The following is a 24,912-nucleotide window of genomic DNA, read 5'->3' on the forward strand; positions in this document are numbered from 1 at the left end:
CAACGTCTTCCTCAAATGGTGATCTTCGATGCGCTGGTGCGCGAGCAGGGGATCTCTGCCGCCGCCCGTCGTCTCGGGGTCTCCAAGTCCCATATCAGCAAGCAGCTGGCGTTGCTGGAGACCACTCTTGGCGCCCAGCTGGTACAGCGCACCACCCGGCGCTTCGTCCTGACCGAGCTGGGTCAGGAGTATGCCCGCCACTGCCATGCGCTGGTGGCGGTGGCGCAGGAGGCTGACTCCATGATCGCCGAGCGGCGCGGCAAGGTGAGCGGTGTGCTCCATCTCGGGGTGGGCCAATCCTTCGGTCGTCTGCACGTCATTCCTCATCTCAAGGCATTTCAGGATCGCTATCCCGAGCTGGAGCTGGAGGTCTCGCTGTTCGACCATAGAACCAATCTGGTGGATGAGGGGCTGGATCTCTGGCTCACCACCTATGAGGACAAGCCGGAAGGGCTGGTGGGACAGCGGCTGGCCGACATCGGCTTCGTGGTGGCGGCTTCGCCGGATTACTTGCTGAGCCACGGCACGCCGCTTCATCCCAAGGATCTGGCCCAGCACAACTGCATCACTTACCAGAGTCGGGAGCGGCGCTATCACCAGTGGTCGTTTCGCCAGGGCAAGGAGCGTCAGACGGTGCAGGTGGCGGGCAACTATCGGGTGGATATGGCGGAGGCGGTGCGGGATGCGGCACTGGCCGGGCTCGGCATCGCCTATATTGCCAACTACTTGCTGGACAAGGAGCTACAGAGCGGCAAGCTGATCCCTGTGCTGCCAGGGTGGCGACCGAACCAGCAGATGGCGGTACACGCCGTTTATGCCCGGCGCGAACATCTGGATCCCAAGATCCGTCTCTTCATCGATTTCCTCAAGGCCCGCTTTGGCCCCGAACCCTATTGGGAGCAGCGACTGGCCCCCTGGCTCGGGGGTAAATTGTCCGGCGGTGAGGAATGATTGTTTCCATATAAGAACTCTCGATTTCTCCTGATACTAAAATCGAACCAAATCAGCCAGTTGGCGCAACCGATATCGTGCAAACGTTTTTTCTAACAGGGCTGTAACCAAGCGGACTTGCAGTGACGGGGTGAGAGGCGCAGAATCCGCGCCCATCTTTTGCCCCACCTGATGGAGTCCCTATGATTGCCCTGCTCGGCATCCTGAGTATCCTGGCGCTTGCCGTCATCTGCTCTGATAATCGTCGTCGTATCCCGTTGCGAACAGTTGGCCTTGCCCTCTGCCTGCAAATCATGTTTGCCGGTCTGGTGCTCTGGCTGCCTGCCGGTCAGCATGTGCTGAACGGGGTCAGCGAGAGCGTAAGCAGCGTGATCGGTTATGGCCAAGAGGGGATCGCCTTCCTGTTCGGTGATCTGGCCAAGTTCAAGCTGGGCTTCATCTTTGCCTTCAACGTGTTACCGGTCATCATCTTCTTCTCTGCAGTGATCGCCATCCTCTACCACATCGGCATCATGCCGCGGGTGATCGCCCTGCTGGGTGGTGGCTTGCAGAAGCTGCTGGGCACCGGCCGTGCCGAGAGCCTCTCCGCGACCGCCAACATCTTCGTTGGCATGGTGGAAGCGCCGCTGGTGGTCAAACCCTACCTCTCCAAGATGTCCGATTCCCAGTTCTTCGCTGTGATGAGCTGTGGTCTCGCCTCTGTCGCCGGTGGCACCCTGGTGGGCTATGCCAGCCTCGGGGTTGAGCTGAAATACCTGATCGCAGCGGCCTTCATGTCGGCCCCTGCCGGTCTGGCGATGGCCAAGATCCTGGTACCGCCGGGAGCTGAAGAGGTCGATCACCATCAGGATGTCGAGATCCCCCGCGCCACCAACGTGATTGAGGCGGCGGCCGATGGCGCCATGTCTGGCCTCAATATCGCGGTGGCGGTCGGTGCCACCTTGCTGGCCTTCGTTGGCGTGATCGCCATGCTCAATGGCCTGCTCGGCTGGGCTGGCGGTCTGGTAGGGCTGGATCTGAGCTTCCAGATCATTCTGGGTTGGCTGTTTGCCCCCGTCTCCTGGCTGATCGGTGTGCCCTGGGATCAGGCGCAAGCCGCTGGCGCCCTGATTGGCACCAAGATCGTGGTCAACGAGTTCGTTGCCTTTATCGGTCTGGTGCAGGATCAGACTCTGAGCGAGTCGAGCAAGGCCATAGTGACCTTCGCCCTGTGTGGCTTTGCCAACATCTCCTCCATGGCGATCCTGATCGGTGGTCTGGGCTCCATGGTGCCGGAGCGTAAATCCTTCATCGCCCGTTACGGCATGCGCGCCATTCTCTCCGGCGTGCTGGCGAACCTGATGAGCGCCTGTCTGGCCGGTCTGTTCCTCGCCCTGTAACAGCTGCAGCACGGAATAGATGCAACAAGGGCGCCGCGATGGCGCCCTTGTCATATGGATAAAATGAAGCCCCGACCTTGGTCTGGGCTTCTTGTTGCTGCTCAGTCGACGTAGAAGGTCTGCTGGAAGCTGAGGTTCTGTTGCTGCCCGCCGCCCATGATTTTCAGGGTGAACTGATAGGTGTCTTCGTTGCGGTAGGGGAGGGTTGCCAGATAGTAGATAGCATCGCCCTCTTTTACCTCCTGAAAGTTCAGGGTGCGGATGGTGCCGGTCAGGTTCTTGGCCTCACCGGTGATCCCCACGGCTTGCGCCACTTTCTGCTTGTCCTGTACCGCGATATTGATGATGGCGTTGTAGCGGCTGCGCTCCAGCCCATACGCCTTGGCGACCTCGGGGGTGAGGAAGCTGGAGTTGAAGGCATTGTAGTGCACCAACCAAGGCCCCAGCTCCTTCATCTGTTCTGCCTTGAGCGGCAGGGTCATCAGCAGTGCCAGCAGGCCACTCATCCAGGCTGTTTTCATCTGTCATCCCTCTCATATCTACGGTTGGCGCAGGCCGATTCATTCAGCCTTGCGTGTCATTCAGCAGTGCACTCACTTCTTGCGGCAACTGTTTGGGGCTGTCGATGGCGACGGTTTTGTGCCGCCCCAACTCGCCCCGCACTATGGTGACCTGTCCCTTGGCCACCTTGAACTGCTTGGCCAGAAACTTGATCAGATGGCTGTTGGCCTGGCCATCGACGGGCGGCGCCGTGATGGCCACTTTCAGCTCTTCGCCATGCAATCCGATGATCTGATCCCGACTCGCCTTGGGCTGGATCACCAGATGCAGTACCAGTTCATCCCCTTGTTGCAGGACGGCTGGCATCAAATCATCCACCACAGCTGGCCAAACAGGTCACCCAGCAGGTAGTTGATGGCTTGCAGGCCGATAAAGGCGACCAGCACCGAGAGATCCAGCCCGCCCAGTGCCGGCAGTACGCGGCGAATAGGAGCGAGGAACGGCTCGGTCAGCTGATGCATCACGTATTCGATGGGGTTGCGGCCCTGGCTGACCCAGCTCAGGATGGCGCGGATCAGCAGTACCCAGAAGATCATCGAGCCTGCTTTTTTCAGTACGGTCAGCGCGGCGAACAGGCTGATGCTGAGCCAGTCCGCCAGCAGCACATTCATGCTCTTGAGCAGGGCTAGCTTGGCGAAGGCGATGGCCAGCGCCAGCACCACGGAGGCGAGATCTATGCCGCCCAAGCCCGGGATAACGCGGCGCAGCGGGATCACCAGCGGATTGGTCAGCCTGACCACCATCTGGCTCATCGGGTTGTAGAAGTCGGCGCGGGCCCACTGCAGCCAGACGCGCAGCAGGATTACCATCAGGTAGAGATCGAAAACGGTGTTAATCAGAAAGTAAGCAGTGTTCATCTGGGCTCCTGTTAGAAGAGGGTTTCCATTTCGGTGGCACGAGCGACGGCCGCCTGCATGGCTTGTGCAGTCAGCGGTATCAGCCCCTGCTGCTGAAAGGTGTTGATGGCTTCGGCGGTGGTGCCGCCCTTGCTGGTCACCTGCTCACGCAGGGTTTGCAGCGCCAGCTCGGGGTTCTGCTCCACCATGGCGGCTGCGCCCAGCGCGGTCTGCTGCACCAGCAGGCGTGCCTGCTCGGGCGAGAAGCCCATTGCCTCTGCCTCTTCGGCGATGGCCTGCATAAAGAGGAAGAAGTAGGCCGGGGCACTGCCCGCCGCTGCGATGACGCCGTTGATGCCGGACTCCTGCTCCACCCAGAGGGTCTTGCCGACCGCCTGCATCATCTGCTCGGCAAATTCGCGATCCGCGGCGGCAATATGTTCGGGTGCATAGAGACCGGTCATGCCCAGACCCAGCAGGGCCGGGGTATTGGGCATGGTACGGATGATGCGGTCGTGGCCACCGGCCATCTCGCCAAGGCGCGCCACCTTGATACCGGCCGCGATGGAGATGAGCAGCTTGCCCTCAAGGGAGCCCAGCTCGGCAACCAGCGCTGCCAGCATGCCGGCCATCAACTGCGGTTTGACCGCCAGCACGATCACTTCGGCGCCTCGGGCTGCCTCGGCATTACTCTGGGTGATGCGAATGCCATGTTCCCTCGCCAGCGCCTCCAGCTTGGGCAGACTGGGGTTGGCAGCAGTGATCTGCCCGGCGGGATAACCCGACTTGACCAGTCCGGCGATGATGCTGCGGCTCATGTTGCCCGCGCCGATAAAGGCCAGCGTTCTATGCTGCATCAGATGCTCCTGTAGCACATGGGGTCGCGGCGGGGTGGGTGCTGCCTGCACCACCTGACGCCAGAATTCGGTGTTCCATCAAACGCTCCTGTTGATGAAGTCGCGGCAAGAGGCGGACGTATGGGTTATCCGCTGGCCTTGCCTATGAGTAGTCACGGGCGCCGAAGATGGCGGTGCCGACCCGCACCATGGTGCTGCCGTGGGCGATGGCCAGTTCGAGATCTTCGGTCATCCCCATCGAGAGGGTATCCACCGTGGGGTATTGTCGCGCAAGCTCGGTGAACAGAGTCTGCATGCGGGTCATTTGGGCGGCCAGTACGCTCTCGTCACTGGTATGCTCGGGAATGGCCATCAGTCCCCGCAGCACCAGTCGCTCACTGTGGGAGACCAGCTCGGCAAGGCGGAAAATCTCTTGTTCCGACGTTCCGGATTTGCTGCTCTCTCCGCTAATATTGATTTGCAGACAAACATTTAGCGGTGCCATTGTAGTTGGGCGCTGGTTGTTGAGGCGGTCGATCAGCTTGTCCCGATCTACGCTCTGCACCCAGTTAAACCGTTCGGCGACCAGTTTGGATTTGTTCGATTGCAAAGGGCCGATAAAGTGCCACTCTATGTCGCTATATTCCGGCTGCTGGCGCAAGGTATCGATCTTGGCCGCTGCTTCCTGGGCGTAGGATTCGCCAAAGCAGCGCTGACCTGCGGCATGGGCGGCCATGATGGCCTCGATGGGCTTGGTCTTGCTCACGGCCAGCAGGCGGATCTGCTGCAGGTTGCGGCTCGCCCGTTCGGCGGCCTGGGCAATACGTTCCTTTACCTGAAACAGGTGCTGGGCAATCTGGTTCATATTTCGTTAGTGATCTTGTGATGGGAGAATGACAAGTCTATGGATATCACAGAGTTATTGGCTTTCAGTGTAAAGCATAAAGCCTCGGATCTACACCTCTCGGCCGGGGTTCCCCCGATGATCAGGGTTGATGGTGAGGTTCGCAAGATCAATTTGCCCGCCCTGGAACACCGGGAAGTGCATGCCCTCATTTATGACATCATGAACGACCATCAGCGCAAGGAGCTGGAGGAGAACTTCGAGGTCGACTTCTCGTTCGAGGTGCCCAATCTGGCCCGTTTCCGGGTCAACGCCTTCCAGCAGGCGCGCGGTTCGGGCGCAGTATTTCGTACCATCCCCAGCACGGTGCTGAGCCTCGAAGATCTGGACGCGCCGGAGATCTTCCGCAAGATCGCCGAGTTCCCGCGGGGTCTGGTGTTGGTGACCGGCCCGACCGGTTCCGGTAAGTCGACCACCCTGGCGGCCATGGTCAACTACATCAACGAGAACTTCCATCACCATATCCTCACCATCGAAGACCCCATCGAATTCGTCCACGAGAACAAGCGCTGTCTGGTGAACCAGCGGGAAGTTCACCGGGATACCAAGAGCTTCAGCAACGCCCTGCGCTCGGCCCTGCGGGAAGACCCTGACATCATTCTGGTGGGCGAGATGCGCGACCTTGAGACCATTCGTTTGGCCATGACCGCCGCCGAAACCGGCCATCTGGTGTTTGGCACCCTGCACACCTCGTCGGCGGCCAAGACCATCGACCGTATCATCGACGTCTTCCCCGGTGCGGAGAAGGACATGGTGCGCTCCATGCTCTCCGAATCCCTGCGGGCGGTCATCTCCCAGACCCTGCTCAAGCGTATCGGTGGCGGTCGGGTGGCGGCCCACGAGATCATGATGGGCATTCCGGCGGTGCGTAACCTCATCCGGGAGGACAAGATTGCCCAGCTCTACTCGGTGATCCAGACCGGGATGACCCACGGCATGCAGACCATGGATCAGAGTCTCAAGCAGCTGGTGAGTCGCGGCGTAGTGGCATCCCTCGATGCCAAGGCCAAGGCCGTTGATCCCAACAGCATTTAAGCGACTCGCACCCAGGGAGGGATAGATGATGAATCTGGATGATCTGCTGAGCGAGCTGGTCGAGCGAAAGGGATCGGATCTGTTTGTGACGGTGGGCTCGCCGCCCACCCTCAAGGTGAATGGCCATCTGGTGTCGCTGGGGGGCGAAGCGCTCGACAAGAAGGGGGCGCTGACGCTGGTCAGGGATACCCTCAGCAGCGATCACTTCGAGCGCTATATCCGCACCAAGGAGGCCAACTACGCGATCTATCGCGAGGCGCTTGGCCGTTTTCGAGTCAGCGCCTTCTGGCAGCAGGAGCTGCCCGGCATGGTGGTGCGGCGTATCGAGACCCGCATTCCCACCTTTGAAGATTTGCAGCTACCCAAGATCCTGCAAGAGGTGGCGATGGCCAAGCGGGGGTTGGTGCTGTTTGTCGGCGCCACCGGGGCGGGCAAATCGACCACCCAGGCGGCGATGATCGGCTATCGCAATCAGCATGCCGATGGTCACATTCTGACGGTGGAAGATCCGGTGGAGTTCGTCCATCAGCATGGTCGCAGTCTGGTGACCCAGCGAGAGGTGGGGATCGACACCGAGTCGTTCGATGTGGCGCTGAAAAGCTCGCTGCGTCAGGCGCCAGACGTGATCCTGATCGGCGAGATCCGAAGTCAGGAGACCATGGAGTTTGCCCTGCAGTTTGCCGAGACGGGACACCTTTGTCTCGCCACTTTGCATGCCAACAATGCCAACCAGGCGCTGGATCGCATCCTCCATCTGGTGCCGCAAGACAAACACCGCCAGTTCCTGTTCGATCTCTCTTTCAACCTCAAGGCCATCGTCGCCCAGCAGCTGGTGCCGAGTATGGATGGCAAGCGGCGCTGCGCCGCGTTCGAGATCCTGCTCAATACCCCGCTGATCACCGACATCATCCGCAAGGGAGAGATGCATCGCCTCAAGGAGGTGATGACCAAATCGACTGAGCTGGGTATGCAGACCTTCGATCAGGCGCTCTTCAGCCTTTTCTGTGCCGGCCAGATTGGCTACAGTGAGGCACTCGCCCACGCTGACTCGGCCAACGACCTGCGACTGCTGATCAAGCTCTCCGGTCGCGAGCGGCTCGGCACCGGCACGCTGGACAATGTGACGCTGGATGAATGAATCATGGGGCCGCTCTGCCGTTCGGCCCCTCGCCATAAAGGAACGTTATGCTGATTGTGGTTTCCCCGGCCAAGACGCTGGATTACGAGTCGCCGCTGGTGACACCCCGTTTCACCCAACCCGAGCTGCTGGATCACTCCGCCGAACTGATTAGCCGGGCCCGCCAACTGAGCCCTGACCAGATCGCCACTCTGATGAAGATCAGCGACAAGCTGGCTGGTCTAAACGCCGCCCGTTTTGCCGAGTGGCAGCCAGATTTCACCCCCGCCAACGCCCGTCAGGCGCTGCTGGCTTTCAAGGGGGATGTCTACACCGGTTTGGCGGTAGAGGATTTCAGCGAGGCCGATTTTGACTTCGCTCAGGCGCACCTGCGGATGCTCTCCGGCCTCTACGGCGTGCTTCGCCCCCTCGACCTGATGATGCCCTATCGGTTGGAGATGGGGACCAGGCTCGACAATAGTCGCGGCAAGGATCTCTACCAGTTCTGGGGGGAGGTGATCACTCACCATCTCAACGACGCGCTGGCAGCGCAGGGGGATGAAGTGCTGATCAATCTGGCCTCCGACGAGTATTTCAAGTCGGTACGCCCCAAGAGCCTGAAAGGGCGGATTGTCACACCGGTGTTCAAGGATGAGAAGAACGGCCAGTTCAAGATCATCAGCTTCTACGCCAAGAAGGCGCGCGGCATGATGGCCCGCCACATCATCAAGCACCGTCTGACCGAGGTGGAGCAGCTGACCGGTTTCAACGCCGAGGGCTACTACTTCGTACCGGAAGAGTCGGACGCCAATACCCTGATGTTTAAACGCGCCGAAAATTAATTACAAAAAGAGGGAACCAATCTTTCGACCCGCGGGTCTGAATATGTGAATCCTCTGTTGTAAGCACTTTTTATTCGCCGACGTTTGATACGTCGGCTTTTTTATTGCCGTTTTTATTGTCCATCGATTGCCTTCGCCGGGACTATGTGGTTCAGATAGACTCAAGACAGGGAGCGAGTCGTCGTGAGGTGAATATGGAACAGAAAAATGCCATTCGGCAGGTTGCCGTCCCTTGGGCTCCGTCCCGCCAGCTACCGCCCGGTCTGGTTGTGGCCGAGCTGCATCAGGATCTCTGGAGCGACTCTCTGACCATCATGCTGGGGCGGGCACGCAGCATCGATCTGCCCCCGCAAATCCTCTGCCGGGTCTATTTTCGCCATATCTACGCCCTGCGGGTTATCGAAGATTGCGATCTGGCCGAGGGGAAGGATAGTCATGCCATCGAAGAGCAGATCCAGCTCATCACCCCATCCCGTTTTGCCAGCTGGTTCCATCAGGAGTCGGACGGTCTGCATCTGGATGAAGATCTGCAGCACTATCGTATCTCGACCTGGGATTATTGCGCCGATGTGCTGACCTCCTCGGCGCCTGAACTGCAGTTCCTGCCCCAGAGCGAGTAGCCAGTTGTTACGTCAGAGGCGAAGGATGATCCTTCGCCTCTAGGTTTTTGGGCTGGTGCAGATTCTGTGGCGCTCAGGACATTCAGCTTGGGGGGGCTGTTGTGTCGGCACAAAAAAAGCGCCTCAGAGGAGGCGCGGGGAAAAAGACAGATTGGAAGCGTCACATGGGTGCTACTTGAATCAGCGAATGAGCCGTGCCATTCAAGTATGGAGCCATCATGCCAAGCTCAATCTGAAGTAGTTCTGAGGCGATTCTTCATTTTCTGTTCATCTTGTCAGCAACGCGTGGTCACTGACTGAAAGCCTTTTCATTCTGATACGATATTGTCCTGTCCCTCTCCGGGGCGCTCATCGTCTCATGGGGCTAGCTCGAATGCCGTGCCTGTCTGTTTCAGAGCCAGCAACCAGCGCTTGATGGGAATGCCGCCAGCATAGCCGGTCAGCTCGCCGCTGCGTCCGATCACCCGATGGCAGGGTACTATGATGCTGAGCGGATTGCGGCCATTGGCAGCGCCTACCGCCCGCACCGCTTTGGGATTGCCGATAGCCTGGGAAATCTCGAGATAGCTGACGGTTTCGCCGTAGGGGATGTCACAGAGGGCGCGCCATACCGCTTGCTGGAATGGGGTGCCCTTCGCAGCCATGGGCAGATCGAACTGCTGCAATTTTCCGGCGAAATAGGCGGTGAACTGGGCAAGATAGGGCGCCAGCGCCTTGTCATCCCGTTGCCAGTCAGCTTGCGGCATGACGGGGCGCTCCCCGTGCATGAACTCCACGTGGCGCAGGCCATCCTGATCGATGGCGACCAGCAGGGGGCCGCGGGCGCTGTCGCAAAAACTGTATCTCATCGGCTGACATCCTTTGGGGGCTGGGGGTTGGCTCAGTCCAGAACCGGTTTGCCGCGGGCGGACTTGATATCCCCCTTGCGCTTTTTGGCATCAACCCGTTTGCGCTGGGAGCTGCGGGTCGGCTTGGTGGCATGGCGAGCCTTGGGGCGCCAGGCTGCTTTTTTCAGCAACTCCACCAGACGGCTCATCGCCTCCTTGCGGTTCATGTCCTGGCTGCGATGGCTCTCGACCCGGATCAGGATAAAGCCATCGTGTACCCGGCTGTCGCTCAGCTTGTCGAGACCCTCCTTGTAGAGGGGCGTCAGGCTGGGAGAGTTGCGGTAATCGAAGCGCAACCAGACGGCGGAGTCGGTCTTGTTGACGTGCTGTCCACCGTTGCCCTGTGCCCGCATGGTCTGAAATTGCAGCGCATGCCAGGGAATCGTGACGCTGTTGGAGATAACTAACATGCTGTTTTGCTCTTGTTTGGTGCATACCCGCTGACCGCTGCAGCATGGTGCCTCATTATGGGGCGTGCTGGCCAGTTATGGGGATGTGCCTGGCGAATGGCGCAGGCATTAAACTCTATCTATATGAAATAAAACAATAAAAATACTTGGCATAAGAATTGAAACCCGATTCATGACACACCATGGATTGGGAGCAACCAGATGAAGCTGATTAGTGCGATTATCAAACCGTTCAAGTTGGACGATGTCCGCGAGGCTATTGCCAACCTGGGGGTGGAAGGGCTGACCGTGTCCGAGGTCAAGGGATTTGGCCGCCAGAAGGGACACACCGAATTATACCGGGGAGCCGAGTATCAGGTCGACTTCCTGCCCAAGGTGAAGCTGGAGATTGCCACCGCCGATGATAACGTGGAAGGGGTGATCGAGGCGATCTGCAAGGCGGCCTATACCGGCAAGATCGGCGACGGCAAGATTTTTGTCTACGACTTGCTGCAAGCGGTGCGCATCCGCACCGGCGAGAGTGACGACGAGGCGCTGTGATGAACCGCATCAGTGACGTACAGATCTGTTGACCTCCCGATCTCGGGGAATCCCGATGGAGTGAGCGCTTATTGAAGCCTGATCAACATAACGTTTTGCTCAGAAGAGGCCGAATGGGATTCCATCCGGCCCTTTTATTTATGGCGCGTTTAAATATGTGAACTTCCCCCGCCACTCCTCCTTGATCTCGCAATTGGAATATGCAGAATGCAAACGGAAATTGTTCTCACTCGATTTAGCAACTCAAGGAATGGATGATGAAAATGAAGATGCTGGCACTGGCTTTCTCTGCATTGGCAGCCCAGTCTGCGTTGGCTGCAGGAGAGGTGAATGTCTACTCCAACCGGCAGGATGAGCTGATCAAGCCCATCATCCAGCAGTTCGAGAAGGAATCGGGCATCAAGGTGAACGTGGTGTTCGCCAAAGAGGGGCTGAACGAGCGTCTGGAGCGGGAAGGCAAGCTCTCTCCGGCTGACCTGATGCTGACGACCGATATCAGCCGTCTGACCGATCTGGTAGACAAGGGGCTGGTGCAGCCGGTAGAGAGCAAGATCCTGCAGGAGAACATCCCCGCCAGCTATCGCGATCCGGAGAACCGCTGGTTCGCCCTGACCACCCGGGTGCGTGCCATCTATTCGAGCAAGGAGCGCCTCGGCAAGCTCGACACCATCAGCTACGAAGATCTGGCCAAGCCGGAATTCAAAGGGAAAATCTGCACCCGCAGTGGCAAGCATGAGTACAATGTGGCGCTGGTCTCCTCGATGATTGTCCATCACGGCATGGCCGAAACCAAAACCTGGCTGGAAGGGGTCAAGGCCAATCTGGCGCGCAAACCGCAGGGCAACGACCGGGATCAGGTCAAGGCGATCAAGGATGGCATCTGCGACCTGTCGCTCGGCAACAGCTACTATCTGGGTGCCATGTTGAAAGATCCGGCGCAGAAGTCTTGGGCTGATGCCGTCTACATCAACTTCCCGAATCAGGCTGACCGCGGTGCCCACGTCAACGTGAGCGGCGTGGCCATGACCAAGTATGCCAAGAACAAAGACGCCGCCCAGAAGCTGATGGAGTTTCTGGCTGGCGACACTGCCCAGCACATGTATGCGGACGTGAACGCCGAATATCCGGTCAAGGCCGGGGTCGAGCCTTCCGCCATGGTCAAGTCCTGGGGCAGTTTCAAGTCTGACGCGCTACCGGTCAGCGATTACGCCAAGCACCGCAAGGACGCCTTGCAGTTGCTGGATGAAGTGAAGTTCGACTTGTAATCAGATGGGGCCAACGGCCCCATCAACCTCTGTGGTCTCATGAAAAATTTTGGATGGATTACCGGCAGCTGGGCCACCGCCCTGCTGCTGGCTTTACCGGTTATTGCCCTTGTTTTCTCTGCCTTCTCGGCTGAGGGAGAGCTGTTTCGCCACCTCGCCGATACCGTGCTGCTCGACTATCTGGCCAATACCCTTGGGCTGGTGGTTGGCGTGGTGCTGCTCAGCCTGCTGTTTGGCGTACCTACCGCCTGGCTGGTGGCCATGTGTCAGGTACCGGGGCGCCGTGCCCTGCAGTGGGCCTTGATGCTGCCGATGGCGATGCCTTCCTATATCGTCGCCTACGTCTATACCGATCTGCTCGATTATTCGGGCCCGCTACAGGCCGGGTTGCGCGCTCTCTTTGGCTGGAACAGTCCGGCCGATTACTGGTTTCCGGCCATTCGCTCCCTTGGCGGCGCCGCCTGGGTGCTGGCGCTGGTGCTGTTCCCCTATGTCTATCTGCTGACCCGCGCCTCCTTTCTTGAGCAGTCGGTCAGCCTGATCCACTCCAGTCGCCTGCTCGGCTGTACCCCCTGGCAGAGCTTTCGCCGCCTCAGCCTGCCGCTGGCGCGCCCCGCCATCATGGTGGCCGTGTCGCTGGTTGCGATGGAGACGCTGGCCGATTTTGCCACCGTCCACTTCTTTGCCATCAACACCCTGACTACTGCGGTCTACGATACCTGGCTCGGCTACGGCAGTCTGGCCACCGCGGCCAAACTCTCCTGCCTGATGCTGCTGGCGGTGGTGCTGTTGATTGCGCTGGAGCGCCGCTCTCGCAGTCGACAGCAGGTGTTCCAGAAGTCGATGGGTCATGAGCAGCCGCTGCGCTATCCGCTCAAGGGGATGAGTCGTTGGCTGGCCGGTCTCTGGTGCTGGGGGCTGGTGCTGGCCGGTTTCGGTTTGCCGTTTGTCATCCTGCTCGATTACGGGGTGCGCTACTTCGAACTCTCTTGGACGCCGGAGTTTGTCCGCTTTGCCGGTAACAGTCTGCTCATCTCGGCGCTGACCGCCCTGCTCGCCATGGGGATCGCCCTGCTGCTGGGCTTTTTCCGTCGTCTCGATGGCGGGATCAAAAGTTTGCTGCCCCTGCGAGTCGCCGCCATGGGCTATGCCATGCCGGGTACCGTGCTCGCCATCGGCGTGCTGGTGCCGCTCACCGCCCTCGATTTTGCCATCAATGATCTGGCCGAGTGGCTCGGGCGACAGGGCCCCGGTCTGCTACTGACCGGTACCATCACCGCCATCGTGTTTGGCTATCTGGTGCGTTTCGTCGCTATCGCCATCGGCTCGGTAGAGAGCAGCATGGGCAAGATCTCCCCCAGCCTCGACATGGCGGCCCGCTCCCTGGGGCAGGGGGATGGCGCTATGCTGCGCCGGGTCCATCTGCCGCTGGTGCGCCGCGGTCTGTTTGCCGGTGCCATGCTGGTATTCATCGAATCCATGAAGGAGCTGCCCGCCGCCCTGCTGCTGCGGCCGTTCAACTTCGATACCCTGGCGACCCACGTCTACCAGTTCGTCTCGGACGAGATGCTGGAACGCGGCGCGCTGGGTGCCATCGTTATCGTACTGGTGGGGCTGTTGCCACTGATCTGGGTCAACCGTAGTCTGGACAGTCCGGGTCACTGAGTCGCCATGTCGGCCAATGAAATTGCATGCGGTGCGCTGAACCTAAAGGCTGCGCGCTGCCAGAAACAAGAGGAAGTCAGCCTTGTCTTGCTTGCAGGTTGAAAATGTCAGTTGCCGTTACAACGGCCGCAATGTGCTGGAACAGCTCTCCCTGACGGTGGCAGACAATGAGATCGTCTGCCTGCTGGGGGCGAGCGGTTGCGGCAAAACCACGCTGCTCAAGGCCATCGCCGGGCTGCTGCCGCTGGCAGAGGGCACGATTCGCCTCGGCGATACCCAGCTCGACGGGGCGGGTGCCAGCGTGCCGCCCGAGGCGCGCAATATCGGGATGATCTTTCAGGATTACGCCCTTTTTCCCCACCTGACGGTGGCCGACAACGTCGGCTTTGGTCTGACCCGACTCGATCGCCGTGCTCGTCAGCAACAGGTGGACGAGGCACTGGCGCTGGTCAATCTGCAGGGGCTGGGGGAGCGCTATCCGCACCAGCTCTCCGGTGGTCAGCAGCAGCGGGTTGCCATCGCCCGGGCGCTGGTGTGCAAGCCGCGACTGATGCTGCTGGATGAACCCTTCTCCAACATCGATACCCAGGTGCGGATGAAGCTGATCCTCGAGATCCGCGCCCTGCTCAAGCAGCAGGGGATCGGCGCCATCTTCGTCAGCCACAGCAAGGAGGAGGCGTTCGCCTTCGCCGATCGGCTGGCGCTGTTTCGCGCCGGTCACATCGAGCAGGTGGGCCAGCCGGAGCAGCTCTATCGCCGCCCGCAAAACCGCTTCGTGGCGGAGTTTCTCGGCGGGGTCAACTATCTGGCCGCCGAGGTGGTGGACAGCCACTGCGTGCAGACGGCGCTCGGGGTCATTTGTGGCAGCGAGCCTCATGGCCGCGCGGTGGGCGAGCAGTTGCAGCTGATGCTCCGCCCCCAGCAACTGCTGCTGGAGAGCGCCGCAGATGGGGAGCTCAAGGTGGTGGAGCAGCAGTTCCTCGGTCACCACTGCCGGGTGCTGTTCGAGTGTGGCGATCTGCAGCTGGAGGCCAGCATTGGCGAGCCCCTTGAAGGGATGCGAGCACGGATCAAGGTTGCCCCCCATGGGCTGGTGTTGTTTGACCCTTTGCCCTGAACGCGTGATATCGTCGTGAAATCAAAGAACTGGATCCACTCTGGTTTATAATCGCGCAACGCAAATAGCCCGTAACGCTAACGCCTACTCAGGGGAGAGATATATGAAAGCCCAAGCCGGGATCTGCGCAGAGCCGAATCTGCACGCCCTCTATCTGATGTTCAATCGCACCGGCGATGCCGCCGAACTGGTCGGCCGTCTGGCCAAACTGCCCGCCTTGTGGCAGGCGGTGGCTGCCGATTTCCCCGATGCCGGTTTCAGCGGTCTGGTTGCCGTTGGCGCCGATGCCTGGGATAGTCTCTACCCTGCCGCCCGTCCGCCCCAGTTCCGCAGCTTTATGGCGCAATCCGCCAACGATCAGGAAGCGCCCAACACCCCGTTTGATCTCTTTATTCAGCTGCGCGCCGATCGGGTGGATGTGCTGCACCACGCCGGTCACCGTGTGATGGCGCTGCTGGCCGGACTGGTCGAGCTGGCCGAAGAGGTGCGCGGTTTCCGCAATCTGGATTTCCGTGACCTGACCGGTTTCGTTGACGGCACCGAGAACCCGCAGGATGAACACCGTGCCGAAGTGGCGTTGCTGGCCGATGGCGAGTTTGCCGGTGGCTCCTACATTCACGTCCAGCGCTGGGTCCACGCCATGAGCGACTGGGAGAAGCTGGCGCAGAAAGAGCAGGAAGACATTATCGGTCGCACCAAGCCTGACAACATCGAGTATGAGTCTGCCGCCAAGCCGCTGACCGCCCACATCAAGCGGGTCAACCTCAAGACGCCGAAAGGGGAGTCCATGGAGATCCTGCGCCAGAGCATGCCCTGGGGCACCATGACCGAGCAGGGGCTCTACTTCATCTCCTGCTGCCGCACTCCGCAGCACTTCAACGCCATGCTGGCCAGCATGTACAAGGGTGAGGGCAGCCACTTCGACCACCTGCTGCGCTTCACCAGGGCAGTGACCGGCGCTGCTTTCTTCGCCCCATCGGAAGGTTTTTTGATGGCGCAGGGCAAATAAGCCCGCCTGACGAAGACTCAGAAAACAAAAATCCCGGCCTTGGCCGGGATTTTTCGTTCTGGCGTGACCGCTATGATGCGGTGGCGGCCATTACGGAGTCTGTTCGAACAGCTCGAGAGCGGAGAGGTAGAGCTCTTCGATATCGGTGTCGCTGGTCGGGGTGATGAAGATAGTGTCATCACCGGCGATGGTGCCGAGGATCCCCTCTGCCTTGCCGAGGGAGTCGAGCAGGCGGGCGATCAGCTGGGCTGCGCCCGGGCTGGTGTGAATCACCACCAGTGCGCCGTTGTGATCGACGTCCAGCACCAGATTCTTGAGCGGGCTGGAGGTGGTGGGCACGCCCAGTTCCACCGGCAGGCAGTAAACCATCTCCATCTTGGCGTTGCGAGTGCGAACGGCGCCGAAGCGGCTCAGCATGCGCGATACCTTGGATTGGTTGATGTTCTCGAAGCCCAGCTCTTGCAGGGCGGTGACGATTTCTGCCTGGGAGCCAAAGCGCTCTTCTTTCAGCAAGGCTTTAAAGGCCTTGGCCAGTTTTTCTTGCTTGTCGTTGTGTTTCATCTTGGTCTCACGAATGAGGAGGTGTGGCGGCCTGTGCGATACAGGCGGCAGATACGAACAGCGGGGCCATTTTGCATTCATATGCCGTTTTTTGCAAGGAAGCGGCGCTTGTTCTGCATATTGATTCAAAAATGGCTTGCATCAACCTTTATTAGGGATAGAATCGGGATGAAATTTTGAAAACTTATTCAATTAGGCTGTATGGGTATTGAATTAATAGGTATCGAGAAGTCCTGGCACAAGGTGCCGGTTCTGCAACAGGTCAGCTTTCGGACATCCCCCGGTGAAACCTTGGTGTTGCTGGGCCCGAGCGGTGCTGGCAAGAGTTCCCTGCTACGGATGATGAACCTGCTGGATACCCCGGATGCGGGTGTTCTGCGGATTGGTGAAAGTGAATTTTCTTTCCCGAGCTCCCTCTCTGCTACCGAATTCAACCGCCAGTCTCAACTGCTGCGTCGCAAGGTGGGCATGGTGTTCCAGCAGTACAATCTCTGGCCACATCTCACTGTGATGGAGAATCTGATTGAAGCGCCAGTCAAGGTGCTCGGCATGAGCAAGGAGGCCGCCATCGAGAAGGGGGCCTATCTGCTGGCCCAGCTGCAACTGGCCGACAAGCGCGATGCCTGGCCTGCCCGTCTCTCCGGCGGTCAGCAGCAGCGGGTGGCCATTGCCCGTACCCTGATGATGGACCCGGAAGTGCTGCTGTTTGACGAGCCGACTGCCGCCCTCGATCCCGAGATCACCAAAGAGGTGGCCGAGATCATCCGTAACCTGAGCCAGACCGGCATTACCCAGGTGGTGGTGACCCACGAGGTTGACTTTGCCCGTAAGGTGGCCAGCCAGGTGATTTATCTGGAGAAGGGGCGGATCATCGAATCCGGCACCGCCGCCATTTTCCAATCCCCGCAAACCAGCCGGTTTGCCGAATTCTTGATGCATTGATATTGAATCGATAAGGAAGCTGTCATGAAAAAGAGTCTGTTGTTGGTTGCTGCCATGGGCCTGTTGAGTACCTCCGTCATGGCCAAAGAGATCAAGTTCGCCACCGAGGCCACCTACGCGCCGTTCGAATACCTGGATGACAAGAACGAGTTTCAGGGTTTTGACATCGATCTGGCCCGCGCCATCTGCGAGCAGGCCAAGCTGGAGTGCAGCTTCCACAACCAGGCCTTTGACAGCCTGATCCCCAGTCTGAAATTCCGTCGCTATGATGCTGCCATCGCTGCCATGGACGTGACCCCGGAGCGCTCCGCGCAGGTCGATTTCTCCGACATCTACTACGAGAATTCGGCAGTATTCGTCGCCAAGAAAGGGACCTTCAAGGGGCCGGAAGAGATGGTCGACAAGACTGTCGGCGTGCAGAACGGCACCTCTCACCAGTCCTATCTGGTGGATAACTGGGTGAGCAAGGGCCTGCTGACCGTGCCTTATGCCAGCTACCAGAGCGCCTTCCTCGACATGATGAATGGCCGTACCGACGGCGTGTTTGCCGATACTGCCGTTGCTGCCGACTGGCTGAAGCAGCACAAGGAGTATGCGGTGGTGGGTGCGCCGGTGACGGATGCCAAGTACTTCGATACCGGCTTTGGCATCGCGGTCGCCAAGGGCAATCAGGAGCTGCTGACCCAGCTGAACAAGGGGCTGGCCGAGATCAAGGCCAACGGCACCTATCAGAAAATCTTCGACAAATACTTCGCGCAGTAAGCCATGTTGAGCCTGTTGTTGGATGCAGCCTGGATGACCCTCGGGCTGGCCTTGGCATCACTGGTCGGGGGCATGGTATTGGCACTGGCGTTCAGTGCCGCCGAGCTCAGCAAGCAGCGTGCGTTGGTGTGGCCGGTGGCCACCCTGACCACGCTGATCCGTGGCCTGCCCGAGTTGCTGGTGGTGCTGTTCATCTACTTCGGCTCGACCCAGGTGCTGTTCCTCATCACTGGCGAGTATGTGGAGTTCAGCCCGTTCGCCTGTGGCGTGCTGGCGCTCTCCCTGCTGTTCGCTAGCTATGCGACCCAGACCCTGCGGGCGGCGCTCAATGCGGTGCCTTCAGGTCAACGGCTGGCGGCGCTGGCGCTGGGGTTGAGCAAGAGCCACATCTTCTTTCGCATCGTGTTGCCGCAGGCGTGGCGTCATGCCCTGCCGGGCCTCGGCAACCAGTGGCTGGTGTTGCTGAAAGATACTGCGCTGGTGTCGCTTATCGGGGTCAACGAGATGATGCGTCAGGCGCAGATGGCCTCGGCCAGTACCTATGAGCCGTTCACTTGGTATGCCGCCGCGGCCCTCATCTATCTGGCCATCAGTCTGGTGAGTGAATATGGCCTCGGGCTGGCTGCCCGCTACACCCGCCGCTACGGAGGCTAACTGATGCAAGAGTATCTCGTTACGTTGCTGGGCGGTATGGTCACCACGCTGGAACTGACCCTGTTCAGCCTGCTGCTGGGGATTGTGCTGGCGGCCCTGATGACCTGGGTGCTGGAGTTGCGCCTGCCGGTAGCGACCCAGCTGGTGCAACTGTGGGTGCTGCTCTTTACCGGTACGCCGCTGCTTATCCAGATCTTCCTGATTTACTACGGGCCGGGCCAGTTCGAGTGGCTGAAAGCCAGCCCGCTCTGGCCGCTGCTCAAGCAGCCCTGGTTCTGCGCAGTGCTGGCGCTGGGTCTCAACACGGCGGCCTACTCCACCCGGTTGTTCAAGGGGGCGCTCGATGCCATCCCGGCCGGTGAAGTAGAGGCGTGCCGGGCGCTTGGTTTTAACGGCCGCCAGACCTTGTGGATGAAGGTGCGCCATGCCGCCCGTCATCTGGTGCCTGCCTACTCCAACGAGGTGATCCTGGTACTCAAGGGGAGCTCTCTCGCCAGTACCATCACCATCATGGACATCATGGGGCTGGCGCAGGGCTTGAACGCCCAGACCTACGATACCCTGGCTGTGTTCGGGGTGGCTGGTGGGCTTTATCTGGCGATGAACGGATTGTTAACAATTGGTTTTCGCTGGTGTGAAAAACGGGCGCTGGCATTCCAATCCTGAGACCCTCAGATCTACCTCTTTATGGTAAGGAGAAGTGCAGAAAAACTGTGCTTCTCCTCCAACTTTTTGTATTTCCCTCCAATTTTTGCTCCCGCATGTTTCGTGGCTCACAGAACCCGTGACTGCAACTGTTATCAGATTGTTTTTTATGGGGGGATCCATTAAGGTTGGGCGCACAACAACAAACAACCTTAAACCTACGCTTAAACATGGAGTTGATCATGAAAGTTGCCGTTCTGGGTGCCGCTGGTGGCATCGGTCAAGCCCTCGCTCTGCTGTTGAAAAACCGTCTGCCGGCCGGCTCCGAGCTGAGCCTGTATGACATCGCCCCGGTTACCCCGGGTGTGGCCGTTGACCTCAGTCATATTCCTACCGACGTCGCCATCAAGGGCTTCTGCGGTGAAGATCCGACTCCTGCGCTGGTTGGGGCCGATGTGGTGCTGATCTCCGCCGGTGTGGCACGCAAGCCGGGGATGGATCGCTCCGACCTGTTCAATATCAACGCCGGTATCGTCAAGAATTTGGTCGAGAAGTGCGCGGCCACTTGCCCGAAAGCACTGATCGGCATCATCACCAACCCGGTCAACACCACTGTGGCTATCGCCGCCGAAGTGCTGAAGAAAGCCGGTGTCTATGACAAGCGTCGCCTGTTCGGTGTCACCACTCTGGACGTGATCCGCGCCGAGACCTTCGTGGCCGCTGCCAAAGGGTTGAACATCGACAAAGTACGCGTCAACGTGATCGGTGGTCACAGTGGCGTCACCATCCTGCCGCTGCTCTCCCAGATTGAAGGTGCCTCCTTCACTGCTGAAGAAGTGGCAGCCATGACCAAGCGCATCCAGAATGCCGGTACCGAAGTGGTGGAAGCCAAAGCCGGTGGCGGTTCTGCGACCCTTTCCATGGGTCAGGCGGCTTGCCGTTTCGGTCTCTCCCTTATCAAGGGTCTGCAGGGCGAAGCCAACGTTGTTGAGTGCGCCTACGTGGAGGGCAACGGCGAGCACGCCACCTTCTTCGCGCAGCCGGTACTGCTGGGCAAGAATGGCGTCGAGACCGTACTGGATTACGGCAAGCTGAGCGTGTTCGAGCAGGAAGCGATGGAAGGCATGCTGGCTACCCTGAAAGCCGATATCCAGCTGGGTGTCGATTTCGTCAAGTAAGCGGGTCAACCGTGCCAACAAGGGAGCTTCGGCTCCCTTTTGTATTGATGAGATCCGCCCGGAAGGCTAAGGGGATGGGGCTTGGTGCCGATAACAGAGTGCAGCAGGAGATCCTTATGATGAAACCCCTTACCCTACTCATTCTTGTCGGTGCATTCACCGCGCCCCTCTATGGTGCCGAGGCGGTATCGGCTGCTGTATCGAGCGATGCGCCTGCAGCAAGTGCATCGGCACCGACAGCAAGCAGTGCTGCGGTGGCAACGGCCCCTGTCTCTGCTGCTACGCCAGCGCCCTCTGAGGCAGTCCCCGTCTTGCTTCCGGCCGAGCCGGTCACGCCCGTTGCCAGCAGTGGTGAGGGGGCCGCGCCGCTGCCAAAACCGGCGGAGTCTGCCGCTGTGGTGGCGCCTCCCGCACCTCTGGCCGCTGGCGAGTTGCAGGCGGTGCCGCTCTATCGTCAGGACGAGCTGCTCAACTGGATTGAGCAGGGGCGCCACCTCACTCAGGTTAAACAGGATCGCTGTCAGCTGACTCAGGATATCGAAGCGCGCGCCTCGGTGATGAAGATCCCGGCCTATCAATTCCTCTGGGGGGATATGCTGGCGTGGGGTGTCTGTACCAAACCCAATGCCGAGATCGGGGTGCAATATATGTGGGAGGCGGCCAATCAGGGGTTGGCTCCGGCGCTGGAGCAGTTGGGCCGCTACTACTGGAAAGGAACTTTGGTGCAGAAGGATCTGGTGCGAGCCGAGACCCTGATGCGCGAGGCGGCCAGCCTCGGTTTTCTGCGGGCTCGCATCGAGTGGGTCGAGATGCTGTTGCAGGGGATGGGCAGTCCGCTCGATTATGAGGACGCCTATCGCTGGCTCCATGGCTCCGTCATAGGTGACAAGGTGCTGCACCAGAAGGCGGCGAGTCTGCTCAACCGTCTTGGCAACAGGATGCCGGCCAACGTGGTGGCCCGCGCCAAGGCGATGCACTGATCCAAAAAAATGACCCACAGATCTGCACCTGTGGGTCCGGTTCCAGCCGCCGTGCCATGACAGGCCGGAGCCTCCCTCTGTTATATGGCTGCCCGCGCCTTAGAGATCTTGGTGGGGGCCAAAAACTTCGTAATGGAGCTGCCCCGCTGGCACTCCAGCCGCTAGCAGCTGCCGCTTGATCTCCTGCATGAAGCCGACAGGGCCACAGAAGTAGTAGTGGGCCTCTGGCGTGATGCGCTCCTTCACGGCAGTCAGATCCATGGTGCCGGCTAGGTCGTAATCTTCACCCTGTACATCGCTGGCCTCCGGCTCCCGATACCAGATCCGGCTCAGCAAGTTGGGATGCTGGCGGGATTTTTGCTGAATATCCTCCCGGAAGGCGTGTACAGCACCCTGTTCGCAGGCGTGCAGCCAGGTGATCTCGGCCTGATGAGCACTTTCCAGCAGCTGGTTGAGCATGCTCATCATCGGCGTCACGCCGACACCGGCGGAGAGCAGTACGACCGGGGTCTGGCTGTCGGCTTTCAGGTAGAAATCGCCAGTGGGGGGCATCACCTCGATCTTGTCACCCGCCTGCAGATGATCGTGCAGCAGGTTGGAGACCTGACCCTGTGGCTCACGCTTGACGCTGATGCGGTAATCCTGCCCGTTGGGGGCATCGGAGAGGGAGTATTGGCGGATTTCCTGATATTCCAGCTCGGGGTGAACCAGCTTGATGCTGAGGTATTGGCCCGGTTTGAAGGTCAGTACCGGCTTGCCATCTTCCGGCGCCAGCAGGAAGGAGGTGATGAGGTCGCTCTCGGCTCGCTTCTCCTTGATGATGAAGGTGCGGGTACCTTGCCAGCCGCCATCCTGATTGGCCTTTTCCTGATAGATCTCCCGCTCGCGGCCGATGAAGATGTCCGCCAGCACGCCATATGCCTTGCCCCATGCCTCCAGCACCTCATCGGTGACCGCACTTCCGCCCAATTCTTTGAGCGTGGCCAAGAGATGACTACCTACAATGTGATATTGTTCCGGCTGGATCAGGAATCCGGTATGTTTGTGCGCAATCCGCTCGACCGCACCGGCGAGCGCCCCCAGATTGTCGATATTCTTTGCATACGCGGCGACTGCATTGAACAGGGCCAGCGGCTGGCCGCCACTGCGTTGGTGGGCCAGGTTGAAGATATCTTTCAGCTCCGGGTTATGGCTGAACATCCGCTGGTAGAAGTGCTGGGTGAGGGCAGGGCCTGCCGATTCGAGCAGCGGAATGGTGCTTTTGATGACGGCAACGGTGGTTTGATCTAGCATAGGGGCCTCGTTCTAATTGAACATATAAAATGTCATTTAATAAGTGGCATCCTAGATGTTTATTTGATTTGAATCAATACTCCACTTTTCGCATCGCGCTAATCAGGTTTTATGAGACTAACCAGTTATACAGATTTTGGATTGAGAGCCCTGCTCTATCTTGCCACCCTGCCGGAAGGGGAGTTGTCGAGCGTTGCCAAGGTATCGGCCCTGTATGGCGTTTCCCGCAACCACATGGTGAAGGTGGTCAATCAGTTGGTGAAGCTGGGCTATCTGCAATCCCAGCGGGGCAAGAATGGCGGTATTCGTATGGCTTGCGATCCCGCCACCATCAATATCGGGCAGGTGATCAGGGCGCTGGAAGGCAATCTGGACGGCATTGACTGCGGCTCGCCCGCTTGCCACATCGTCTCTGTCTGTTTGCTCAAGAGTGTGCTGAAAGAGGCGATGGATGCGTTTCTGGCGGTGATGGACAGCTATACGCTGCAAGACCTGCTGGCCAACCGTGACGAGCTACAGAGGGTGTTTGGCGAGTTGATCCCGACGCTGGTGCTGGAGCCGGATGATGAAGATGAACAGTGACGATGAGCAATAGAAAAGGGCTGCCACTGGCAGCCCTTTTTCAATCTTGCGAATCCGATTCCGCCCGGTACGATGCCGGCATAATCCGCGCCATCTTGACCATGTTGTTCTCCACATCGAGGATCTCGATAGGATAACCGGCCAGCCGGATCCCGATGTTGGGCTGGGGGATCTCCTCCAGATATTCGAGGATCAGGCCGTTGAGGGTACGCGGGCCATCGATGGGCAGATGCCAGTTCATCTCCTTGTTCAGCTCACGAATATTGGCTGAGCCTTCGACCAGATAAGAACCATCTGACTGGGGGTGGATCTCGTCGCTCGGCGCAGGCGTCATGGAGGTGGTAAAGTCGCCCACGATCTCTTCCAGAATATCGTCCAGAGTGATTAGCCCCTGAATGTCGCCGTATTCGTCGACGATCAGGCCAATTCGCTCCTTGTTGCGCTGGAATTTGGCCAGCTGCACGTTGAGCGGCGTTCCTTCCGGAATGAAGTAGATCTCGTCCACTTCCCGCAACAGGCTCGATTTGTTGAACTGATCCCTGGCTACCAGCCGCAGGGCATCGCGCGCGTGCAAAAAGCCGACAACGTCGTCGATATTGTCGCGATAGAGCAGGATTTTGGTGTGAGCGCAGTGGGCCAGCTGGCGCTGGATGCTCTTCCAGTCATCGTTGATGTCGATAGCGTAGATATCGCTGCGTGGCACCATGATGTCCTCGACCAGCATCTTGTCGAGATCCAGAATGCTCAACAGCATCTCCTGATGACGTTGGGGGATCAGGTTACCCGCCTCATTGACGATAGTGCGCAGCTCCTCGGTGTTGAGGGAGTCATCCTTGTTGGGATTGATCTTCAGCATCTTGAGCAGGCCGCTGGTGATGCCGTTGATCAGCCAGACCAGCGGCGAGAGCGGCACCATCAGCCCCTTGAGGATCCAGGAGGCGGGATAGGCGATCTTCTCCGGAAACATGGCGGCCAGGGTCTTGGGGGTCACTTCACCGAATACCAGTACCACCAGGGTCAGGCCGAAGGTGGCAATGGCGACCCCGAGATCACCAAACAGCCGGATACAGACGATGGTGGCGATGGCGGAGGCGAGGATATTGACCAGATTGTTGCCGATCAGGATCAGACCCAGCAGGCGATCGGGGCGGGCGAGCAGTTGCTCGACGCGACGTGCGGCTTTGTGTTTGGTCTGTGCCAGATGCCGCAGCTTGTAGCGGTTGATGGACATCAGGCCGGTTTCGGCACTGGAGAAAAAGGCGGAAAGAAGGATCAAGATAACGAGAACAATCAGTAATGTACTCGTTGAGATGCTGTCCAAAAAGGGCTCCTGTTGGATGG

Annotated in this window: 28 protein-coding genes; 18 read left to right on the forward strand and 10 right to left on the reverse strand. The window is 59.2% G+C overall.

Annotated features, from left to right (window positions below; translation table 11 throughout):
• The first annotated feature begins 15 nt into the window (after positions 1–15).
• Both DBR30_RS18920 and DBR30_RS18925 read left to right on the forward strand, forming a co-directional pair.
• A complete protein-coding gene (locus tag DBR30_RS18920; protein WP_005340335.1) occupies positions 16–951 on the forward strand; it encodes a LysR family transcriptional regulator in 936 nt (311 codons plus the stop codon).
• Positions 952–1,133: 182 nt separating this feature from the next.
• On the forward strand, positions 1,134–2,330 hold the full coding sequence (locus tag DBR30_RS18925; RefSeq protein WP_005348874.1) for a NupC/NupG family nucleoside CNT transporter: 1,197 nt from the start codon (positions 1,134–1,136) through the stop codon (positions 2,328–2,330).
• A 101-nt stretch (positions 2,331–2,431) separates the two neighbouring features.
• Here the strand turns inward: DBR30_RS18925 and DBR30_RS18930 are convergent, their stop codons facing one another.
• From DBR30_RS18930 to DBR30_RS18950, 5 genes are all read right to left on the reverse strand, one after another.
• A complete protein-coding gene (locus DBR30_RS18930) occupies positions 2,432–2,851 on the reverse strand; it encodes a DUF4426 domain-containing protein (protein WP_005340339.1) in 420 nt (139 codons plus the stop codon).
• A gap of 43 nt (positions 2,852–2,894) precedes the next feature.
• Complete coding sequence (yggU, locus tag DBR30_RS18935; protein ID WP_021230942.1) at positions 2,895–3,197, reverse strand: DUF167 family protein YggU; 303 nt, start codon at positions 3,195–3,197, stop codon at positions 2,895–2,897.
• Positions 3,197–3,748, reverse strand: coding sequence for a YggT family protein (locus tag DBR30_RS18940; protein ID WP_108541544.1), 552 nt, complete (start codon positions 3,746–3,748; stop codon positions 3,197–3,199). Before DBR30_RS18940 ends, yggU begins: the two co-directional genes overlap by 1 nt.
• Positions 3,749–3,759: 11 nt before the next feature.
• Positions 3,760–4,584, reverse strand: a complete 825-nt coding sequence (proC, locus tag DBR30_RS18945; protein WP_108541545.1) for a pyrroline-5-carboxylate reductase — start codon at positions 4,582–4,584, stop codon at positions 3,760–3,762.
• Positions 4,585–4,726: 142 nt separating this feature from the next.
• Positions 4,727–5,428, reverse strand: a complete 702-nt coding sequence (locus DBR30_RS18950) for a YggS family pyridoxal phosphate-dependent enzyme (RefSeq protein WP_108541546.1) — start codon at positions 5,426–5,428, stop codon at positions 4,727–4,729.
• A 39-nt stretch (positions 5,429–5,467) separates the two neighbouring features.
• On the opposite strand from DBR30_RS18950, the gene tapT reads away from it, so the two are divergent.
• From tapT to DBR30_RS18970, 4 genes are all read left to right on the forward strand, one after another.
• A complete protein-coding gene (tapT, locus tag DBR30_RS18955; protein ID WP_005340354.1) occupies positions 5,468–6,502 on the forward strand; it encodes a type IVa pilus ATPase TapT in 1,035 nt (344 codons plus the stop codon).
• Between the two features lie 28 nt (positions 6,503–6,530).
• Complete coding sequence (gene tapU, locus DBR30_RS18960) at positions 6,531–7,640, forward strand: type IVa pilus ATPase TapU (RefSeq protein ID WP_005340356.1); 1,110 nt, start codon at positions 6,531–6,533, stop codon at positions 7,638–7,640.
• A 47-nt stretch (positions 7,641–7,687) separates the two neighbouring features.
• Positions 7,688–8,461 carry a peroxide stress protein YaaA gene (gene yaaA / locus DBR30_RS18965; protein ID WP_064338818.1) on the forward strand — a complete coding sequence of 258 codons (774 nt, stop codon included), beginning with the start codon at positions 7,688–7,690 and terminating at the stop codon, positions 8,459–8,461.
• Between the two features lie 194 nt (positions 8,462–8,655).
• Positions 8,656–9,081 (forward strand): hypothetical protein, encoded by a 426-nt coding sequence (locus DBR30_RS18970; RefSeq protein ID WP_005340360.1) that lies wholly within the window; start codon positions 8,656–8,658, stop codon positions 9,079–9,081.
• Between the two features lie 356 nt (positions 9,082–9,437).
• Here the strand turns inward: DBR30_RS18970 and DBR30_RS18975 are convergent, their stop codons facing one another.
• Both DBR30_RS18975 and arfB read right to left on the reverse strand, forming a co-directional pair.
• A complete protein-coding gene (locus tag DBR30_RS18975) occupies positions 9,438–9,929 on the reverse strand; it encodes a methylated-DNA--[protein]-cysteine S-methyltransferase (protein WP_108541547.1) in 492 nt (163 codons plus the stop codon).
• A 32-nt stretch (positions 9,930–9,961) separates the two neighbouring features.
• On the reverse strand, positions 9,962–10,378 hold the full coding sequence (gene arfB, locus DBR30_RS18980) for an alternative ribosome rescue aminoacyl-tRNA hydrolase ArfB (protein ID WP_108541548.1): 417 nt from the start codon (positions 10,376–10,378) through the stop codon (positions 9,962–9,964).
• Positions 10,379–10,579: 201 nt separating this feature from the next.
• Here arfB and glnK point away from each other — a divergent pair, with 201 nt between their 5' ends.
• The 5 genes from glnK (at position 10,580) to DBR30_RS19005 (ending at position 15,974) form a co-directional block, all read left to right on the forward strand.
• Positions 10,580–10,918: a P-II family nitrogen regulator gene (gene glnK / locus DBR30_RS18985; protein WP_005341406.1), complete on the forward strand. Its 339-nt coding sequence runs from the start codon at positions 10,580–10,582 to the stop codon at positions 10,916–10,918.
• A 257-nt stretch (positions 10,919–11,175) separates the two neighbouring features.
• Positions 11,176–12,183: a Fe(3+) ABC transporter substrate-binding protein gene (locus DBR30_RS18990; protein ID WP_108541549.1), complete on the forward strand. Its 1,008-nt coding sequence runs from the start codon at positions 11,176–11,178 to the stop codon at positions 12,181–12,183.
• A 39-nt stretch (positions 12,184–12,222) separates the two neighbouring features.
• On the forward strand, positions 12,223–13,848 hold the full coding sequence (locus DBR30_RS18995) for an ABC transporter permease (RefSeq protein ID WP_108541550.1): 1,626 nt from the start codon (positions 12,223–12,225) through the stop codon (positions 13,846–13,848).
• 82 nt (positions 13,849–13,930) lie between these two features.
• Complete coding sequence (locus DBR30_RS19000) at positions 13,931–14,965, forward strand: ABC transporter ATP-binding protein (protein WP_108541551.1); 1,035 nt, start codon at positions 13,931–13,933, stop codon at positions 14,963–14,965.
• Between the two features lie 103 nt (positions 14,966–15,068).
• Entirely contained in the window at positions 15,069–15,974 is a 906-nt protein-coding gene (locus tag DBR30_RS19005) for a Dyp-type peroxidase (protein ID WP_108541552.1), read from the forward strand.
• 90 nt (positions 15,975–16,064) lie between these two features.
• Here the strand turns inward: DBR30_RS19005 and argR are convergent, their stop codons facing one another.
• Positions 16,065–16,535, reverse strand: coding sequence for a transcriptional regulator ArgR (gene argR / locus DBR30_RS19010; RefSeq protein WP_005340378.1), 471 nt, complete (start codon positions 16,533–16,535; stop codon positions 16,065–16,067).
• A 201-nt stretch (positions 16,536–16,736) separates the two neighbouring features.
• Here argR and DBR30_RS19015 point away from each other — a divergent pair, with 201 nt between their 5' ends.
• The 6 genes from DBR30_RS19015 (at position 16,737) to DBR30_RS19040 (ending at position 21,696) form a co-directional block, all read left to right on the forward strand.
• A complete protein-coding gene (locus DBR30_RS19015; protein WP_108541553.1) occupies positions 16,737–17,477 on the forward strand; it encodes an ATP-binding cassette domain-containing protein in 741 nt (246 codons plus the stop codon).
• Positions 17,478–17,501: 24 nt separating this feature from the next.
• A complete protein-coding gene (locus DBR30_RS19020; protein WP_108541554.1) occupies positions 17,502–18,239 on the forward strand; it encodes a transporter substrate-binding domain-containing protein in 738 nt (245 codons plus the stop codon).
• Positions 18,240–18,242: 3 nt separating this feature from the next.
• Positions 18,243–18,893: an arginine ABC transporter permease ArtQ gene (artQ, locus tag DBR30_RS19025; protein ID WP_043826111.1), complete on the forward strand. Its 651-nt coding sequence runs from the start codon at positions 18,243–18,245 to the stop codon at positions 18,891–18,893.
• A 3-nt stretch (positions 18,894–18,896) separates the two neighbouring features.
• The gene (gene artM, locus DBR30_RS19030; protein WP_108541555.1) at positions 18,897–19,559 is read left to right on the forward strand and encodes an arginine ABC transporter permease ArtM; all 663 of its coding nucleotides are present in this window, start codon (positions 18,897–18,899) and stop codon (positions 19,557–19,559) included.
• A 221-nt stretch (positions 19,560–19,780) separates the two neighbouring features.
• A complete protein-coding gene (gene mdh / locus DBR30_RS19035; RefSeq protein WP_108541556.1) occupies positions 19,781–20,716 on the forward strand; it encodes a malate dehydrogenase in 936 nt (311 codons plus the stop codon).
• 395 nt (positions 20,717–21,111) lie between these two features.
• A complete protein-coding gene (locus DBR30_RS19040; RefSeq protein WP_108541576.1) occupies positions 21,112–21,696 on the forward strand; it encodes a tetratricopeptide repeat protein in 585 nt (194 codons plus the stop codon).
• A 99-nt stretch (positions 21,697–21,795) separates the two neighbouring features.
• Here DBR30_RS19040 and hmpA read toward each other — a convergent pair whose 3' ends face one another.
• Positions 21,796–22,989 (reverse strand): NO-inducible flavohemoprotein, encoded by a 1,194-nt coding sequence (hmpA, locus tag DBR30_RS19045; protein WP_108541557.1) that lies wholly within the window; start codon positions 22,987–22,989, stop codon positions 21,796–21,798.
• A 111-nt stretch (positions 22,990–23,100) separates the two neighbouring features.
• On the opposite strand from hmpA, the gene DBR30_RS19050 reads away from it, so the two are divergent.
• Positions 23,101–23,571, forward strand: a complete 471-nt coding sequence (locus tag DBR30_RS19050; protein ID WP_108541558.1) for an Rrf2 family transcriptional regulator — start codon at positions 23,101–23,103, stop codon at positions 23,569–23,571.
• Between the two features lie 40 nt (positions 23,572–23,611).
• Here the strand turns inward: DBR30_RS19050 and DBR30_RS19055 are convergent, their stop codons facing one another.
• On the reverse strand, positions 23,612–24,892 hold the full coding sequence (locus DBR30_RS19055) for an HlyC/CorC family transporter (RefSeq protein ID WP_005348906.1): 1,281 nt from the start codon (positions 24,890–24,892) through the stop codon (positions 23,612–23,614).
• Positions 24,893–24,912: the final 20 nt, after the last annotated feature.

This window comes from Aeromonas sp. HMWF017, assembly GCF_003061465.1.
GTDB lineage: Bacteria > Pseudomonadota > Gammaproteobacteria > Enterobacterales > Aeromonadaceae > Aeromonas > Aeromonas veronii.

What these genes read in the sequence shown, in the direction of transcription:
- DBR30_RS18920 (WP_005340335.1), top strand. Translation starts at nt 16, where the DNA reads ATGGTGATCTTCGATGCGCTGGTGCGCGAGCAGGGGATCTCTGCCGCC.
- DBR30_RS18925 (WP_005348874.1), top strand. Translation starts at nt 1,134, where the DNA reads ATGATTGCCCTGCTCGGCATCCTGAGTATCCTGGCGCTTGCCGTCATC.
- DBR30_RS18930 (WP_005340339.1), bottom strand. Translation starts at nt 2,851, where the DNA reads ATGAAAACAGCCTGGATGAGTGGCCTGCTGGCACTGCTGATGACCCTG.
- yggU (WP_021230942.1), bottom strand. Translation starts at nt 3,197, where the DNA reads ATGCCAGCCGTCCTGCAACAAGGGGATGAACTGGTACTGCATCTGGTG.
- DBR30_RS18940 (WP_108541544.1), bottom strand. Translation starts at nt 3,748, where the DNA reads ATGAACACTGCTTACTTTCTGATTAACACCGTTTTCGATCTCTACCTG.
- proC (WP_108541545.1), bottom strand. Translation starts at nt 4,584, where the DNA reads ATGCAGCATAGAACGCTGGCCTTTATCGGCGCGGGCAACATGAGCCGC.
- DBR30_RS18950 (WP_108541546.1), bottom strand. Translation starts at nt 5,428, where the DNA reads ATGAACCAGATTGCCCAGCACCTGTTTCAGGTAAAGGAACGTATTGCC.
- tapT (WP_005340354.1), top strand. Translation starts at nt 5,468, where the DNA reads ATGGATATCACAGAGTTATTGGCTTTCAGTGTAAAGCATAAAGCCTCG.
- tapU (WP_005340356.1), top strand. Translation starts at nt 6,531, where the DNA reads ATGAATCTGGATGATCTGCTGAGCGAGCTGGTCGAGCGAAAGGGATCG.
- yaaA (WP_064338818.1), top strand. Translation starts at nt 7,688, where the DNA reads ATGCTGATTGTGGTTTCCCCGGCCAAGACGCTGGATTACGAGTCGCCG.
- DBR30_RS18970 (WP_005340360.1), top strand. Translation starts at nt 8,656, where the DNA reads ATGGAACAGAAAAATGCCATTCGGCAGGTTGCCGTCCCTTGGGCTCCG.
- DBR30_RS18975 (WP_108541547.1), bottom strand. Translation starts at nt 9,929, where the DNA reads ATGAGATACAGTTTTTGCGACAGCGCCCGCGGCCCCCTGCTGGTCGCC.
- arfB (WP_108541548.1), bottom strand. Translation starts at nt 10,378, where the DNA reads ATGTTAGTTATCTCCAACAGCGTCACGATTCCCTGGCATGCGCTGCAA.
- glnK (WP_005341406.1), top strand. Translation starts at nt 10,580, where the DNA reads ATGAAGCTGATTAGTGCGATTATCAAACCGTTCAAGTTGGACGATGTC.
- DBR30_RS18990 (WP_108541549.1), top strand. Translation starts at nt 11,176, where the DNA reads ATGAAAATGAAGATGCTGGCACTGGCTTTCTCTGCATTGGCAGCCCAG.
- DBR30_RS18995 (WP_108541550.1), top strand. Translation starts at nt 12,223, where the DNA reads ATGAAAAATTTTGGATGGATTACCGGCAGCTGGGCCACCGCCCTGCTG.
- DBR30_RS19005 (WP_108541552.1), top strand. Translation starts at nt 15,069, where the DNA reads ATGAAAGCCCAAGCCGGGATCTGCGCAGAGCCGAATCTGCACGCCCTC.
- argR (WP_005340378.1), bottom strand. Translation starts at nt 16,535, where the DNA reads ATGAAACACAACGACAAGCAAGAAAAACTGGCCAAGGCCTTTAAAGCC.
- DBR30_RS19015 (WP_108541553.1), top strand. Translation starts at nt 16,737, where the DNA reads ATGGGTATTGAATTAATAGGTATCGAGAAGTCCTGGCACAAGGTGCCG.
- DBR30_RS19020 (WP_108541554.1), top strand. Translation starts at nt 17,502, where the DNA reads ATGAAAAAGAGTCTGTTGTTGGTTGCTGCCATGGGCCTGTTGAGTACC.
- artQ (WP_043826111.1), top strand. Translation starts at nt 18,243, where the DNA reads ATGTTGAGCCTGTTGTTGGATGCAGCCTGGATGACCCTCGGGCTGGCC.
- artM (WP_108541555.1), top strand. Translation starts at nt 18,897, where the DNA reads ATGCAAGAGTATCTCGTTACGTTGCTGGGCGGTATGGTCACCACGCTG.
- mdh (WP_108541556.1), top strand. Translation starts at nt 19,781, where the DNA reads ATGAAAGTTGCCGTTCTGGGTGCCGCTGGTGGCATCGGTCAAGCCCTC.
- hmpA (WP_108541557.1), bottom strand. Translation starts at nt 22,989, where the DNA reads ATGCTAGATCAAACCACCGTTGCCGTCATCAAAAGCACCATTCCGCTG.
- DBR30_RS19050 (WP_108541558.1), top strand. Translation starts at nt 23,101, where the DNA reads ATGAGACTAACCAGTTATACAGATTTTGGATTGAGAGCCCTGCTCTAT.